The following is a 14,154-nucleotide window of genomic DNA, read 5'->3' as shown; positions in this document are numbered from 1 at the left end:
TGCCCTTCCGATCCCACCCTGTTTGACCTGCGGTCGGCCCCGGCTTCCGCCGGGACGGCTGGCTACCGTCTCCTGCGGGAAATTGATTGCCGTGGAACTCCTGCTCACCCCGCCCTGTTTGACCTGGGGTCGGACCCAGTTCCGCTAGGTGGGCGGACCTTGTTTGGCCTTTGGTTGGGCCCGGATTCGACGGGTGAACGTTGACGGCGCTCAGGGGGGCCGAGGACGGATGCGTTGTTCGTGTCGAACTTGCGTTATGTCCGGCAATGACCACGTCCAGGATCGTAGGCCCTTGTCGGGTTGTTCGCCGCCCCAGGGGGTTGGTGGGAGATTTGCGGGGGTCTGGGGGTGTTGTTTCGGAGGCGCTGACGTACGCTCATCGTGGCGACGGCATCGAGGAAGCCGGTGTGAATCCGGCGCGGTCCCGCCACTGTCACCGGGGAGCGACCCCCACCATGGCCACTGTCACAGGGAAGGCCGGGGGGAGCGCCGATCCGGGAGCCAGGACACTCGGGCCGTCGTGACTCCGACGACCCGGGGCGCGGACCCCGAGGGAGGGCTTTCGCGTGATCGTGCTGCTGTCCACGTCCGACACCGACCTGCTCAGCGCCCGGGCCAGTGGCGCGGGGTACCGCCTCGGCAACCCTGCCAGGATCGGGCCGAGTGACCTGCCCGCGCTGGTGTCCGGGGCGGAAGTGATCGTGGTCCGCCTGCTGGGGGGACGCCGCGCCTGGGAGGAGGGTCTGGACTCGTTACTTGCCGGGCCGGTCCCCGTGGTCGTACTCGGCGGCGAGCGGGCTCCGGACGCCGAGCTGATGGAGCTCTCCACCGTCCCGGGCGGCGTCTGCGCCCAGGCTCACGCCTACCTGGCCCACGGCGGCCCTAGCAACCTCGCAGAACTGCACCGCTTCCTCTCCGACACCGTCCTCCTCACCGGCCACGGTTTCGACCCACCCGCCGCCCTGCCCACCTGGGGACTCCTGGCCCGCCCCGGGGTCAGGGAGCAGGGCACCGCCTCCGGGGAGGGCGCCGGATCGGCAGAGGGCACCCGGCCCGTGGCAGGCGCTAGGCCGAGAGAGAGCGCCAGGTCGGGGGAAAGCGCCGGGCTGGGGAGAAACGCCGGGCTGGGTGAAGGCGCCGGGCCGGGGGAGTACGCCGGGCTGGGTGAAGGCGCCGGGCCGGGGGAGAGCGCCAGGTCGGGTGAAGGCGCCGGGCTGGGGAGAAACGCCGGGCTGGGTGAAGGCGTCGGGCCGGGGGAGGACGCCGAGCGGACGGCGGACGCCAGGTCGGAGGATGGGGACGGCGTTGGGTCCGGTGGTGAGCCGTGGCCGATTGTCGGTGTGCTCTACTACCGTGCTCACCATGTCGCGGGGAACACGGCGTTCGTTGAGGCGCTCTGTGTCGCCATCGAGGACGCGGGGGGACGGCCCGTCCCGGTTTACTGTGCTTCGCTGCGGAGTGCCGAGCCGGGGCTGCTGGAGACTCTGGGACGTCTGGACGCGCTGGTGGTCACGGTGCTGGCCGCCGGGGGGACGCGGCCGGCCACCGCGTCCGCCGGGGGGGATGACGAGGCGTGGGACGTGGGGGCGCTGGCGGCGCTGGATATTCCGATCATTCAGGGGCTCTGCCTCACGGGGGATCGCGCCACCTGGGCCGCGGCCGACGACGGCCTCTCGCCGCTGGACGCTGCCACTCAGGTCGCCATTCCGGAGTTCGACGGGCGGCTCATCACCGTGCCCTTCTCCTTCAAGGAGATCGACCCGGACGGCCTCACCGTCTACGTCGCCGACCCCGAACGCGCGGCCAGGGTCGCCGGGGTCGCGGTGCGGCACGGCCTGCTCCGCCACATCCCCCCGGCCGACCGCCGGATCGCCATCATGCTGTCGGCGTACCCCACCAAGCACTCCCGGATCGGCAACGCGGTCGGCCTGGACACCCCGGCCAGCGTGGTCCGGCTGCTGGAGGCGATGGCCGAGCGCGGCTACCGGATCGGCGACGACCTGCCCCGCCACAGCGGCGACGCCCTCATCCACGCTCTCATCGCGGCGGGGGGACAGGACCCGGACTGGCTCACCGAGGAGCAACTGTCCGGCAACCCGGTCCGCGTTCCCGCCGACGCGTACGCCGCCTGGTACGGAACCCTTCCGCCCGACCTCCGCGAGCAGGTCGAACAGCACTGGGGCCCGCCACCCGGCGAGCTCTACGTGCAGGACGGCGCGATCGTGCTGGCCGCGCTGCGCTCCGGGAACGTCGTGGTCATGGTCCAGCCGCCGCGCGGCTTCGGCGAGAACCCGATCGCGATCTACCACGACCCCGGCCTGCCGCCCAGCCACCACTACCTGGCCGCCTACCGCTGGCTGGCCGACGGCTTCGGCGCGCACGCCATCGTGCACGTCGGCAAGCATGGCAACCTGGAGTGGCTGCCCGGCAAGTCGGCCGGTCTGTCGGCCTCCTGCGGACCCGACGCCGCTCTCGGCGACCTGCCGCTCATCTACCCGTTCCTGGTCAACGACCCTGGCGAGGGTACCCAGGCCAAACGCCGCGCCCACGCCACTCTGGTGGACCACCTCGTGCCGCCGATGGCCCGCGCCGACAGCTACGGCGACCTGGCCCGGCTGGAGCAACTGCTGGACGAGCACGCCTCCATCGCCGCCATGGACCCGGCCAAGCTGCCCGCCATCCGGGCCCAGATCTGGACCCTCATCCAGGCCGCCCGCCTCGACCACGACCTCGGCCTGGACGACCGGCCGCACGACGCCGAGTTCGACGACTTCCTGCTGCACGTGGACGGCTGGCTCTGCGAGGTCAAGGACGTGCAGATCCGTGACGGCCTGCACGTGCTCGGGAGCGCCCCCGAGGGCCAGGCCCGGATCGACCTGGTCCTGGCCATCCTCCGTGCCCGCCAGATGTGGGCGGGCTCCCAGGCCACCCCCGGCCTGCGCGAGGCGCTCGGCCTGACCGAGACCGGCCAGGACGGCCGAGCCCAGGTGGACGACACCGAGGCGCTGGCCCGCGCCCTGGTCACCGCCATGGAGGACCGCGCGTGGGACCCCGCCGCCATCCCCGACGTGATCGGCGAACACCTTGGTGAAACGGGCAAGCGTGTGGCGGCCACGGGCGAGTGCGTGGCGCCGGAGCGTGTGGCGGCAGAGCGGCCGATGGAAGGTCGGGAGGCGGAGGGTCGGGAGGCGGATCGGGAGGCGGCGGGGCGGCTGACGGAAGGTCGGGAGGCGGAGGGTCGGGAGGCGGAAGAGCGGGAGGCGGAAGAGCGGGAGGCGGAGGGTCGGGAGGCGGATCGGGAGGCGGCGGGGCGGCTGACGGAAGGTCGGGAGGCGGCGGGGCGGCCGGTGGAAGAGCGGGAGGCGGCGGAGCGGCCGGCGGAAGAGCGGCAGGCGGCGGAGCGGGCGACGGAAGGTCGGAAGGCGGAGGGTCGGAAGGCGGGGGAGCGGGCAGCGGCGGTGGCTGGAGTGTTGCGGTTTGCGGCTGAGGAGATCGTGCCGCGGCTGGCTCGGACCACCGAGGAGATCGATGCCGTGCTGCATGCGCTGGACGGTGGCTACGTCCCCGCCGGTCCCAGTGGCTCCCCGTTGCGCGGCCTGGTCAATGTGCTGCCGACCGGGCGGAACTTCTACTCGGTGGACCCCAAGGCGGTGCCCAGCCGGCTCGCCTGGGAGACAGGGCAGGCGATGGCCGAGTCCCTGATCGAGCGGTACCGGGCCGACACGGGGGAGTGGCCGCGCTCGGTCGGTCTGTCCATCTGGGGCACCAGCGCCATGCGCACGGCGGGCGACGACATCGCCGAGGTGCTGGCCCTGCTCGGCGTGCGCCCGGTCTGGGACGAGGCCTCCCGCCGCGTCACCGACCTGGAGATCATCCCGGCCGACGAACTGGGCCGCCCCCGGGTCGACGTCACCGTGCGTATCAGCGGATTCTTCCGGGACGCCTTCCCCCACGTAGTGGCCATGCTCGACGACGCGGTCCGCATGGTCGCCGACCTCGACGAGCCGGGCAACCACGTGCACGAGCACGTCAGAGCCGACGCCGAACGGGGCGACCGGGCCACCTTAAGGATCTTCGGCTCCGCCCCCGGCGCGTACGGCGCGGGCCTGCTCCCGCTGATCGACAGCCGCAACTGGCGCGACGACGCCGACCTGGCCGAGGTGTACGCGGTCTGGGGCGGCTACGCCTACGGCCGGGGCATCGACGGCGTCCCGGCCCGCCCCGACATGGAGGCCGCCTACCGGCGCATCGCCGTCGCCGCCAAGAACGTCGACACACGCGAGCACGACATCGCCGACTCCGACGACTACTTCCAGTACCACGGCGGCATGATCGCCACCGTCCGCGCCCTGACCGGCCGGTCTCCGGCCGCGTACGTGGGGGACAGCACCCGCCCGGACGCCGTCCGCACCCGCACCCTGTCGGAGGAGACCAGCAGGATCTTCCGCGCCCGGGTGGTCAACCCCCGCTGGCTGGCGGCCATGCGGCGGCACGGCTACAAGGGCGCCTTCGAGCTGGCCGCCACCGTGGACTACCTGTTCGGCTACGACGCCACCACCGGCGTGGTGGCCGACTGGATGTACGACAAGCTCGCCGCCACCTACGTCCTGGACGAGGAGAACCGGCGTTTCCTCACCGAGAGCAACCCGTGGGCCCTGCACGGCATCACCGAACGCCTGCTGGAGGCGGCCGGACGCGGCATGTGGGAGCACCCGGACCCCGAGATCCTCCAAGCCCTCCAGGCGATTTACTTGAAGGTCGAGGGCGACCTGGAAGCCGACACCTAAGCTTGGGGCCGGACACCTAAGCCGCAGGGGTCAACCTAAGCCTGGAGGTCAACCCAAGCCGGGGTACTTCAGGTCCGCGTACCGCTTCACCCGCAGTTGGTCGAGGTCGAAGCCGTCCTCGACCATGTCGGCCACGGCCTGGGTCACGAAGGCGTCGGTGGCGGCGTGGACCGAGTCGAGCGCGCGCGGCCACCGGTCCCTCGCTCAATGAGCAGAGCTACAACGACTACAACATCGACAACTGGAGCTGGGCATTGGAGGTCAACCCAAGCCCGGGCTAGCGCCTAAAGGAATCTACAACGTAAAGGCGCCCGGCGGCAGGTTGTGGCTGGACGGCAGGGTCTGTGGCCGGCGCCCCGGGGTGCTCGCCGAGATGCCCTCCCGCCGCAACAGATCGGCCAGCAGCAGCGACACCGCCTCCCCGGTGAGCCGATGCGCCGCCTCCCGCCGGAGCAGCCCCTCGATCACCGGCCAGAGCGTCTTGGCGTTGGCCGGCGGATCGGGCTCCCGGCTCAGCGCCATGCCCAGCATCGACATGGCCCCGTCGCCGGGGAACGGCGGGCGCCCTTCCACCGCCGTGTAGAGGGTGGCCCCCAGCGACCACAGATCGGCCGCCGGGGTGGCGGGCCCGCCGCGCATCCGCTCGGGGGCCAGGTACGCGGCCGAGCGGGTGATCGGCAGGGTCGTGGTGGTGCCGTCGTCCTCCATGCTCGCGATGCCGAAGTCGGTCAGCACCACCCGGTCACCGGTGAGCAGCACGTTCTCCGGCTGGATGTCACCGTGCAGCACCCCGCTGAAGTGCGCGTGCTGTACGCTCGCCAGAAGCTGGAACCCCAGCCAGGCGCACCAGCGCACGGGGAGCGGGCCGATGTGCCCGATCGTCTCCTTGAGGGTCAGCCCCTCCAGGAACTCCGTGACGATCCAGAGCCGCCCCTTCTCCTCGAAGAGGTCGTGCACGGTGATGATGCCGGGGTGGCTCAGCCGCGCGGCCGAGCGGGCCTCCTTCAGCGCCCGCCGCCGGGTGACCTCCAGATCGGGCATGTCCATGCGGTACCGGGGCCGGACTTCCTTGATCGCCACGTCCCGGGTCAGTCGCAGGTCATGAGCCTGCCACATGATCCCCGTGCCGTCCCGGCGAACCGGTGTGGCCAGCCGGTACCGCTCTCTGAGCAGTCGTGCGCGATCCGTTCCCATAGCCACCCGTCTGCTCCGTGCCGACTGCCGTGCCGAGCCCTGGCCCTTCCGCCCTCATATTGTGCTCTGTGACGGTGCACGATGGCGGTGTCACTCCCCGTACGGGAGATAACGATCCGATCTACAGCAGACCGATACCGAGGATCATCGTCCCGGCCCCCAGGGAAACGCCGCCGAGCACGGTAAGCCATATCAATTTGCTGGGCTTGGTGTCTGTCGGCCGTACGACCGACAAGAAGAATCCGAGCGGCATCAGGATGGGCGCGGCCACGATCAGGACCCGGGCGAGGCTCTTCCAGCCGTCGGCCAGGGTGGCCTGGTCGAGGTAGATCAGGGCGACCAGGGAGAAGAGCACCAGCACCCCGGCGTGCGCGTGCCCGGCCCGCCAGAGGCCGCGCCGGACCGGGTTGTCCAGGTAGCCGGGGATGCGGCCGAGGATGTGCCCCAGCAGTGAGAATCCGCCGACGGCCACGGCGGAGACGGTGATCAGCAGGATGCCCGCGGTGGTGAGTGTGGCGGGGGAGACGAGGGGGGACATTGTGTCATCCGTTCGATTGGAAAGTTATGCTATCCAATTGTTGGATAGTCTGGCTATCTAGTCAATGGGGGTTGCGTTTCCGCTGTACAGCCGGTTGTCTGTCCAAATCGGGTCCGCCGAGCCAAAGATCACACGACGATTCAGGCGAGTTGTCGGTCGGTTCGGGGAAGATATGAACCAGAGACGTCCCCCGAGCGGAGGTATCACCGATGGCTAGCAAGGACACCGGCGGTCAGAAGCAGACCGGCCGCACCGAGAGTGAGACGCAAGAAGTCGAGGCGCAGGACACCACTGACGTTCAGGAACGGCACGAGAAACTGACCGACGACGTCGACGCGATCCTGGACGAGATCGACGAGGTGCTCGAAGAGAACGCCGAGGAGTTCGTCCGAAGCTACGTGCAGAAGGGCGGCGAGTAAGGGGTTGTCGTCGGCGGTGGCCCATCGACCTTGATCGACCTTGATCGACATTGACCGATACGGCCACCGCCACCCACCGGTTTGATCCGGGGGATTCTCTGCCTGATACCGCGGCGTTCCGTTGCAGTGCCGAACTGCGATGGGGCGCCGCGGCCTGCTTTAGGCGACCGGGACGCCCACGGGATACGGTGTACGGCACCGACAACGGATCTTGGAATGCGGTTCGCCCTCAGCTGATCGGGAAGAGTGCAAGCATTGCGCCGAGGTGAGTAGGGTCGGCCTAGACAGACGACAGCTTGGAGGGAGTCGCGTGGCATCTCAGCATGAGGCGCCGGCCAGTAGGAACTGGATGAACAACCTCTTCACGAATACGGGTTCCTCGTCCTTCACCGCGTTCCTGGGCGCGCACGCACCGGATCTGCTGCCTTCCCGCCCGGAGAGCCTCGCCGCGCCGGTCGGCGACCAGATCCCGCACGCCACCACGATCGTGGCGCTGACCTGCGCGGGCGGCGTGGTGATGGCCGGCGACCGGCGGGCCACGTCCGGCAACATGATCTCCCAGCGGGACATCGAGAAGATCTTCCGCGCCGACGACTACTCCTGCCTCGGCATCGCGGGCACGGCCAGCACCGGCATCGAGATGGCCCGCCTCTACCGGGTCGAGCTGGAGCACTACGAGAAGCTGGAGGGCCGCTCGCTCTCCACCGAGGGCAAGGCCAACCGGCTGGCCGCCATGATCCGCGGCAACCTGCCCATGGCCATGCAGGGCCTGGTGGTGGTCCCGCTCTTCGCGGCCTACGACCCTGGCCGCGACGCCGGCCGCATCTTCGGCTACGACGTCGGCGGCGGGCCGTACGAGCAGCGTGAGTACCACACCATCGGGTCCGGCTCGATCTTCGCCAAGGGCTCGCTGAAGAAGCTCTACCGGGCCGACGCCTCCCCGGAGGACGCCGTGTTGATCAGCCTCCAGGCGCTGTACGACGCCGCCGACGACGACTCGGCCACCGGCGGCCCCGACGTGACCAGGAGGATCTGGCCGGTGGTCACGGTGATCACCGCGGACGGGTTCCGCCGCCTCTCCGACGAGGAGGTCGAGGGCTACGTGAACACCCTGCTTCAGGGCCGGATGAGCGACCCCGACGGCCCCACCGCCCCGCTGCGCTAGAAAGGAACTCCCAGAGGTGTCCATACCTTTCGGATACGCACCGCCCGAGCAGGTCATGCGCGACCGGGCGGAGTACGCGCGGAAGGGCATCGCCCGCGGCCGCAGTGTGGTCGTGATGCAGTACGCCGACGGCATCCTGTTCGTGGCGCCGAACCCGTCCAGGGCCCTGCACAAGATCAGCGAGATCTACGACCGCATCGGCTTCGCCGCGGTCGGCCGCTACAACGAGTTCGAGTCCCTCCGCCTCGCCGGGATCAGGTACGCCGACATCAACGGCTACACCTACAACCGCAACGACGTGACCGGCCGCGGCCTGGCCAACCTGTACGCTCAGCAGCTCGGCATGATCTTCACCGACTCGATCAAGTCGCTGGAGGTGGAGATCGTCGTCGCCGAGGTCGGGGAGTCCCCCGACGAGGACCAGATCTTCCGCCTCACCTTCGACGGCTCGGTCTTCGACGAGCAGGGCATGGCCGTCATCGGCGGCCAGTCCGACGCGGTGGCCGGGCGGCTCAAGGAACGATTCAAGGTCGGGCTGCCGCTGGCACAGGCGCTGGACGCCGCGCTGGCCGCGCTCACCGAGCCGGGCGGGGAGCGCCCGCCGGTGGCGCAGCTGGAGGTCGCCGTGCTGGACCGGACCCGGGAGCACCGCAAGTTCCTGCGGCTCGCCGGGCCCCGGCTGGAGCGCCTGCTGGCCGCGCCGGAACCCCCCGCCGCCCCGCCGGCCCCGGAAGAGCCCCCCGCGGCTCCCGAGGCCCCTGCGGGCGAAGAGAAGCCACCGGCCCCCGAGACCGGCCCACCGACCGCCCCCGAGGGCGACATCGACGACGGCTCGGAAGCCTGAGCTCACGGGTGGCCGCCGGAACCGGCGGCCACCCCGCATTTCTGGACACAACTAAAAGCGGATTTCGCTAGTCTCATCCGCATATGACGACTTATATCCGGCAGGCCGCGCTGGCCGTCGCCGTCCTTTCGCTCGCCGCCTGTACGGGGGAGGGCCAGACGGCGTCCCCCGCCGTCACGGTCACCGTCACGGCGCCCGCGTCCCCGTCGGCCGAGCCCTCGCCGTCCCCCTCGGTCTCCACCGCCGCCCCGGTCGCGTCCCCGACCGCCACGGAGTCCCCGCTCCCGTCGCCCGGCAACCAGATCACCGAGCCCACCGACGAGTACGACCAGCGCGACGTGATCGGCCCCAAGCAGCCGAAGATCCGGGGCACCAAGTTCCAGTTCGACCCCGGACACGACTTCACCAAGGGCATCAGCCCCAGCACCGACGGCGTGCTGCGCGGCCGGTTCCGTACCATGCAGGACGCCGACACCGCCGAGTACGTCCCCGTACGGTGGCAGGGCGGCAAGTTCGTCGGCCCCCAGGAGGGGGACGTCACCGCCTACGCGGCCCGGCTCGCCCCCGACGTGGTCTACCTGAGCGCCACCGGCTGCACCGGCAACGACCAGACCATCAACGACGACGCCCTCGGCACCGAGCGCTGCACCCGTGCCCGGCTCGCCCAGCACGCCCGCGGAGGCGGCCCAACCGCCATGATCACCGTGCGGAACGGGCAGATCGTGAAGGTCGTTGAGATCTACAGCTGACCTCTCCGCGAGGGCGCGGCCACAATCCGCATCATGATCCCTATGCCCTTGCCCGTTTCGGGGCATAGGGTGAGGTGATGGATCGTCGCATCTTCGGGCTGGAGAACGAGTACGGCGTCACCTGCACGTTCCGCGGGCAGCGCAGGCTGTCACCGGACGAGGTGGCGCGGTACCTGTTCCGGCGAGTGGTGTCCTGGGGCCGATCGAGCAACGTCTTCCTCCGTAACGGCGCCCGCCTCTACCTGGATGTGGGCAGCCATCCCGAGTACGCGACCCCCGAGTGTGACAACGTCGTGGAGCTGGTCACCCACGACAAGGCGGGGGAGCGCATCCTGGAGGGCCTGCTGGTGGATGCCGAGAAACGGCTCCGCGAGGAGGGCATCGCGGGGGACATCTACCTGTTCAAGAACAACACCGACTCGGCCGGCAACTCCTACGGCTGCCACGAGAACTACCTGGTCGGGCGGCACGGCGAGTTCGGCCGCCTGGCCGACGTGCTCATCCCCTACCTGGTCACCCGGCAGATCATCTGCGGTGCCGGCAAGGTGCTGCAGACCCCGCGCGGCGCGGTCTACTGCGTCTCCCAGCGGGCCGAGCACATCTGGGAGGGGGTCTCCTCGGCCACCACCCGGAGCCGTCCGATCATCAACACCCGGGACGAGCCGCACGCCGACGCCGAGCGCTTCCGGCGGCTGCACGTGATCGTCGGTGACTCCAACATGAGCGAGACCACCATGCTGCTCAAGGTCGGCGCCACCGACCTGGTGCTGCGCATGATCGAGGCGGGCGTGGTGATGCGCGACCTGTCGCTGGAGAACCCGATCCGGGCCATCCGCGAGGTCTCCCACGACATGACCGGCCGTCGCCGGGTCCGGCTGGCCAACGGCAGGGAGGCCTCCTCGCTGGAGATCCAGCAGGAGTACCTGGGCAAGGCCAAGGACTTCGTGGATCGGCGGGGCGGCGATCCGACCAGCAAGCGCGTCCTGGAGCTCTGGGAGCGCACGCTGCGCGCGGTGGAGACCGGGGATCTGGACCTGGTCTCCCGGGAGATCGACTGGGTCACCAAGTACCAGCTGATTGAACGTTACAGAAAGAAGTACGACCTGCCGCTCTCCTCGCCCAGGGTGGCCCAGCTGGATCTGGCCTACCACGACGTGCACCGCCGCCGGGGGCTGTTCTACCTGCTGCAGAAGCGCGGCGCGGTGGAGCGCATCGCCTCCGACATCAAGATCTTCGAGGCCAAGTCGGTTCCGCCGCAGACCACGCGGGCCCGGCTGCGCGGGGAGTTCATCCGGCGCGCCCAGGAGAAAAGGCGTGATTTCACCGTGGACTGGGTGCATCTCAAGCTCAACGATCAGGCCCAGCGCACGGTGCTTTGCAAGGATCCGTTCCGGAGTGTGGACGAGCGGGTGGACAAGTTGATCGCCGGAATGTGATCTCCTTATCTCGTCCTGACAGCGGGTTCGGGTAGTGTGTCGCGGACCCGCTGTCTTTCCCGATGAGGAACCCACATGCGCCGCCGCACGGCCCTAGCAGCCGCCGCTCTGCCGATATTGCTCGCCGCCGCCTGCGGCACCGCCCAGAAGACCGCCACCGGGGCGACCCCGTCCGCGGCTTCCGGCAGCCCCGCCGAGTCCGCGGCGGCCGCGCCGGCCGGCCCGGCCGCCGACGCCAAGGACATCAAGGTGGACGGCGCCACCAACGCCAAGCCGACGGTCACCTTCCCGTCCGGCGGCCCGGCGCTCACCTCCTCGGCCCGGGTGATCGCCCCGGGTGAGGGCGAGGCGGCCAAGGAGGGCGACACCCTGGTGGCCAAGGTGACCGTCTTCACCTGGGACGGCAAGGAGAACAAGACCGGCGGCTCGGCGTACGACGCGGGCAGTGGGGAGTTCGTCCCGGTCAACCAGCAGCTGCCGAAGGCGCTCCACGACGGCTTGGTGGGCATCAAGCCGGGCGGGCGGGTCCTGGTGGTCATCGCCAAGGACAGCCTGGACCCGACCATGATCGAGAACGCCAAGCAGCAGGGCACCGACTTCAACGTCTCCTCCCAGGTGCTGGTCGTGGACGTGATCTCGGCCACGGCCAAGGCCGTCGTGGGCACCGCCAAGGACCCGGGCATCGAAGGCGTCAAGCTGGTCAACCCGGGCGGCACGGAGGCCCCGCAGCTGACCACCAAGACCGTCGCCAAGCCTCCGTCCGACCTGGTCGTCAAGACCGTCATCCAGGGCGAAGGCCCCAAGGTGAAGGCCGACCAGACGGTCATGGTGCACTACACCGGCAAGATCTGGGGCACCGACACCGAGTTCGACTCCAGCTGGAAGCGCGGCGAGGCCACCCAGTTCGCGCTCAACCAGGTGGTCAAGGGCTGGTCCCAGGGCCTCACCGGGGTGCCGGTCGGCAGCCGCGTCGTCATCACCATCCCGCCGGAGCTCGGCTACGGCAAGGAGGGCAACGCCCAGGGCGGCATCAAGGGCACCGACACCCTCGTCTTCGTGGTGGACGTGCTGGGCGCCGTCTGACGCCCTTCCCCGGGGAATCCGCCCAACCGCGGATTCCCCGGCCATGGTTTCCGCGGGGAACACTCGCCACCTGAGTCCTGTTCGCCTGCCCGCAGGCCCGTGACCAGTGCCTATACCGCTCCTATACCGGCCTGCCCAAAGCTCTTGCCGTCACCGGCGAACAGAGCCGAACAGGGCCAAGGAAAAGGAGCTCCATGCGTATCAGGAAGGTCTTCAGGGCCGCGGCCGCGGGCCTGGTCATGTTGGCGACCGTGTTCACCGTCCAGACGCCGGCGAGTGCCGCGAACGGCATTTACATCAGCGTGTACCCGCCATCTGGTGGGACACCGGCCAGCGTCCCGATGGTGCTCGACATGAGGGACCTGTCCATGAACAACGGAGGCAGGGCTCAGCTGTGGCAGAAGCGCACCACCGGTGAATACCGGAACCAGCGGTGGTTGGTCACCGCGAAAGGCAGCCTCCAGGGCTATACCTACTACCAGATCAAGAACGAGCTCTCCCAGCTGTGCCTCGACATGGCGACCGATGTGCCGCACGGGAGCGGCGTCCGCGTGCAGCAGTGGGAGTGCAGTAGCGGCTGGAATCAGCGCTGGCTGGCGATGCCGGTCGAGACGGGGAACAACTGGGTTCAGCTCATCAACCTCGCTGTGACCGGGCTGGGTCCCGACCGTGTCTGCCTCGACGTCACGGACGTCAACTACAGCAACGGCGCACTGCTCCAGGTCTGGCGCTGCAGCGGGAACTGGAACCAGCGCTGGAACATCTACTGATGAGGTGACCCAGCGGCCGGGCCGGGTGCGCGCCACCCGGTGGTCGGCCCCGTAAGAGGCGGCCCCGCCCGGAAACGACCGGGAGGGGCCATCGTCTGTCTGCTGCCATGGCTCAGCTGAGATCCACTAGCGGCTTGGCAGGTTGAGGGAACGAGCGGCGGCCAGCCAGGCGTCTGGGTCGGTTGCCGTGATCGGGTAGATGAAGAACATGTCGGCATGGCCGGAGCTCATGCTGTCCTCCGCCCACAGCCGGCCGCACCGGGTGCAGCGCAGCACCCCCAGCCACCGCGCGTTGTCCCGCGCGACGACGGCGAGCAGATGCCCGATGGCGTTCTGGTGCCCGGCCAGGGCCAGCGCCTCGCGCTGATCGGCGGGTACGGCCCAGGCGTCGTGCCCGCAGGGGCAGGGGTCCGTCACGGGCGACGAGTATACGGTCGCGGTCCCGCCTGACGCCGCCCGCGCCCTGGGCATGCGGGGACGGCGGCGAGGATCCTGCATGTCGCGACCTAGACTCCGCGTGTGAACAGTGATGAGGCGGTGGCCGTGCTGGGTGATCCGGTGCGGCGGGAGCTCTACCGGTTCGTCGTGGGGCAGGGGCGTGCGGTCGGCCGGGCCGAGGCGGCGGAGGCCGCGGGGGTGGGGCGCGCTCTGGCGGCCTTTCACCTGGACAAGCTGGTCGAGGCGGGCCTGCTGACGGCCGCTTTCGAGCACCGGGGGGAGCGGCGCGGCCCCGGCAGCGGCCGTCCCGCGAAGGTCTACCGCCGGTCGGGGACCGAGCACGCGGTGAGCCTGCCGGCCCGGGACTATCGCACCCTGGCCCTGATCCTGGCCGAGGTGGTCGACCTGCTGGGCGGCGACGAGGTGGCCGAGGAGGCCGCCCGCAGGGCCGGGCGCAAGCTCGCCACGGGTGGCCCGGTGGCCGAGGCGCTGGCCGGGCACGGGTACGAGCCCTATGAGGAGGACGGGGTCCTGCGGCTGCGCAACTGCCCGTTCCATGTGTTGTCGCAGGAGCATCCGCTGCTGGTCTGTTCGATGAACCTCGCGCTCTGCCAGGGGCTGCTGGAGGGCCGCGGCGAGGTACGCCCGGACCCCCGGCCGGGGGAGTGCTGCGTCGTGGTTTCTAAAACTAATTAGAGTTGACATAGAGATGGGCGGCTGAGGATGCTGAA

At 70.0% G+C, this 14,154-nt stretch carries 12 protein-coding genes and 1 riboswitch; of the genes, 9 read left to right on the top strand and 3 right to left on the bottom strand.

Annotated features, from left to right (window positions below; genetic code table 11):
• The first annotated feature begins 371 nt into the window (after positions 1 to 371).
• Positions 372 to 534: riboswitch (cobalamin riboswitch) on the top strand.
• A 32-nt stretch (positions 535 to 566) separates the two neighbouring features.
• Positions 567 to 4,787, top strand: a complete 4,221-nt coding sequence (locus KIP79_RS34770) for a cobaltochelatase subunit CobN (RefSeq protein WP_214109210.1) — start codon at positions 567 to 569, stop codon at positions 4,785 to 4,787.
• A gap of 294 nt (positions 4,788 to 5,081) precedes the next feature.
• Here the strand turns inward: KIP79_RS34770 and KIP79_RS34765 are convergent, their stop codons facing one another.
• The gene (locus KIP79_RS34765) at positions 5,082 to 5,981 is read right to left on the bottom strand and encodes a serine/threonine-protein kinase (protein WP_214109209.1); all 900 of its coding nucleotides are present in this window, start codon (positions 5,979 to 5,981) and stop codon (positions 5,082 to 5,084) included.
• A 121-nt stretch (positions 5,982 to 6,102) separates the two neighbouring features.
• Positions 6,103 to 6,519: a hypothetical protein gene (locus tag KIP79_RS34760; RefSeq protein ID WP_214109208.1), complete on the bottom strand. Its 417-nt coding sequence runs from the start codon at positions 6,517 to 6,519 to the stop codon at positions 6,103 to 6,105.
• Positions 6,520 to 6,728: 209 nt separating this feature from the next.
• On the opposite strand from KIP79_RS34760, the gene KIP79_RS34755 reads away from it, so the two are divergent.
• The 7 genes from KIP79_RS34755 to KIP79_RS34725 all read left to right on the top strand — a co-directional run bounded on the left by KIP79_RS34755 (position 6,729) and on the right by KIP79_RS34725 (position 12,985).
• Positions 6,729 to 6,938 carry a ubiquitin-like protein Pup gene (locus KIP79_RS34755; RefSeq protein WP_214109207.1) on the top strand — a complete coding sequence of 70 codons (210 nt, stop codon included), beginning with the start codon at positions 6,729 to 6,731 and terminating at the stop codon, positions 6,936 to 6,938.
• Positions 6,939 to 7,287: 349 nt separating this feature from the next.
• Positions 7,288 to 8,103: a proteasome subunit beta gene (prcB, locus tag KIP79_RS34750; protein WP_214109220.1), complete on the top strand. Its 816-nt coding sequence runs from the start codon at positions 7,288 to 7,290 to the stop codon at positions 8,101 to 8,103.
• A gap of 22 nt (positions 8,104 to 8,125) precedes the next feature.
• Positions 8,126 to 8,947, top strand: coding sequence for a proteasome subunit alpha (prcA, locus tag KIP79_RS34745; RefSeq protein ID WP_214109219.1), 822 nt, complete (start codon positions 8,126 to 8,128; stop codon positions 8,945 to 8,947).
• An 83-nt stretch (positions 8,948 to 9,030) separates the two neighbouring features.
• Positions 9,031 to 9,696, top strand: coding sequence for a hypothetical protein (locus KIP79_RS34740; protein ID WP_214109206.1), 666 nt, complete (start codon positions 9,031 to 9,033; stop codon positions 9,694 to 9,696).
• 77 nt (positions 9,697 to 9,773) lie between these two features.
• The gene (gene pafA, locus KIP79_RS34735; RefSeq protein WP_214109205.1) at positions 9,774 to 11,132 is read left to right on the top strand and encodes a Pup--protein ligase; all 1,359 of its coding nucleotides are present in this window, start codon (positions 9,774 to 9,776) and stop codon (positions 11,130 to 11,132) included.
• Between the two features lie 75 nt (positions 11,133 to 11,207).
• Positions 11,208 to 12,215 carry an FKBP-type peptidyl-prolyl cis-trans isomerase gene (locus KIP79_RS34730; protein ID WP_214109204.1) on the top strand — a complete coding sequence of 336 codons (1,008 nt, stop codon included), beginning with the start codon at positions 11,208 to 11,210 and terminating at the stop codon, positions 12,213 to 12,215.
• Positions 12,216 to 12,409: 194 nt separating this feature from the next.
• The gene (locus KIP79_RS34725; protein WP_214109203.1) at positions 12,410 to 12,985 is read left to right on the top strand and encodes an RICIN domain-containing protein; all 576 of its coding nucleotides are present in this window, start codon (positions 12,410 to 12,412) and stop codon (positions 12,983 to 12,985) included.
• A 126-nt stretch (positions 12,986 to 13,111) separates the two neighbouring features.
• Here KIP79_RS34725 and KIP79_RS34720 read toward each other — a convergent pair whose 3' ends face one another.
• Entirely contained in the window at positions 13,112 to 13,402 is a 291-nt protein-coding gene (locus KIP79_RS34720; protein ID WP_214109202.1) for a hypothetical protein, read from the bottom strand.
• Between the two features lie 102 nt (positions 13,403 to 13,504).
• Here KIP79_RS34720 and KIP79_RS34715 point away from each other — a divergent pair, with 102 nt between their 5' ends.
• On the top strand, positions 13,505 to 14,119 hold the full coding sequence (locus tag KIP79_RS34715; protein ID WP_214109201.1) for a helix-turn-helix transcriptional regulator: 615 nt from the start codon (positions 13,505 to 13,507) through the stop codon (positions 14,117 to 14,119).
• The last annotated feature ends 35 nt before the right edge of the window (positions 14,120 to 14,154 follow it).

The organism is Acrocarpospora catenulata, from assembly GCF_018476525.1.
Classification (GTDB): Bacteria; Actinomycetota; Actinomycetes; order Streptosporangiales; family Streptosporangiaceae; genus Acrocarpospora; species Acrocarpospora catenulata.
Note: the sequence above shows the minus strand (reverse complement) of the source record. Positions and strands in the feature narration are given on the sequence as shown.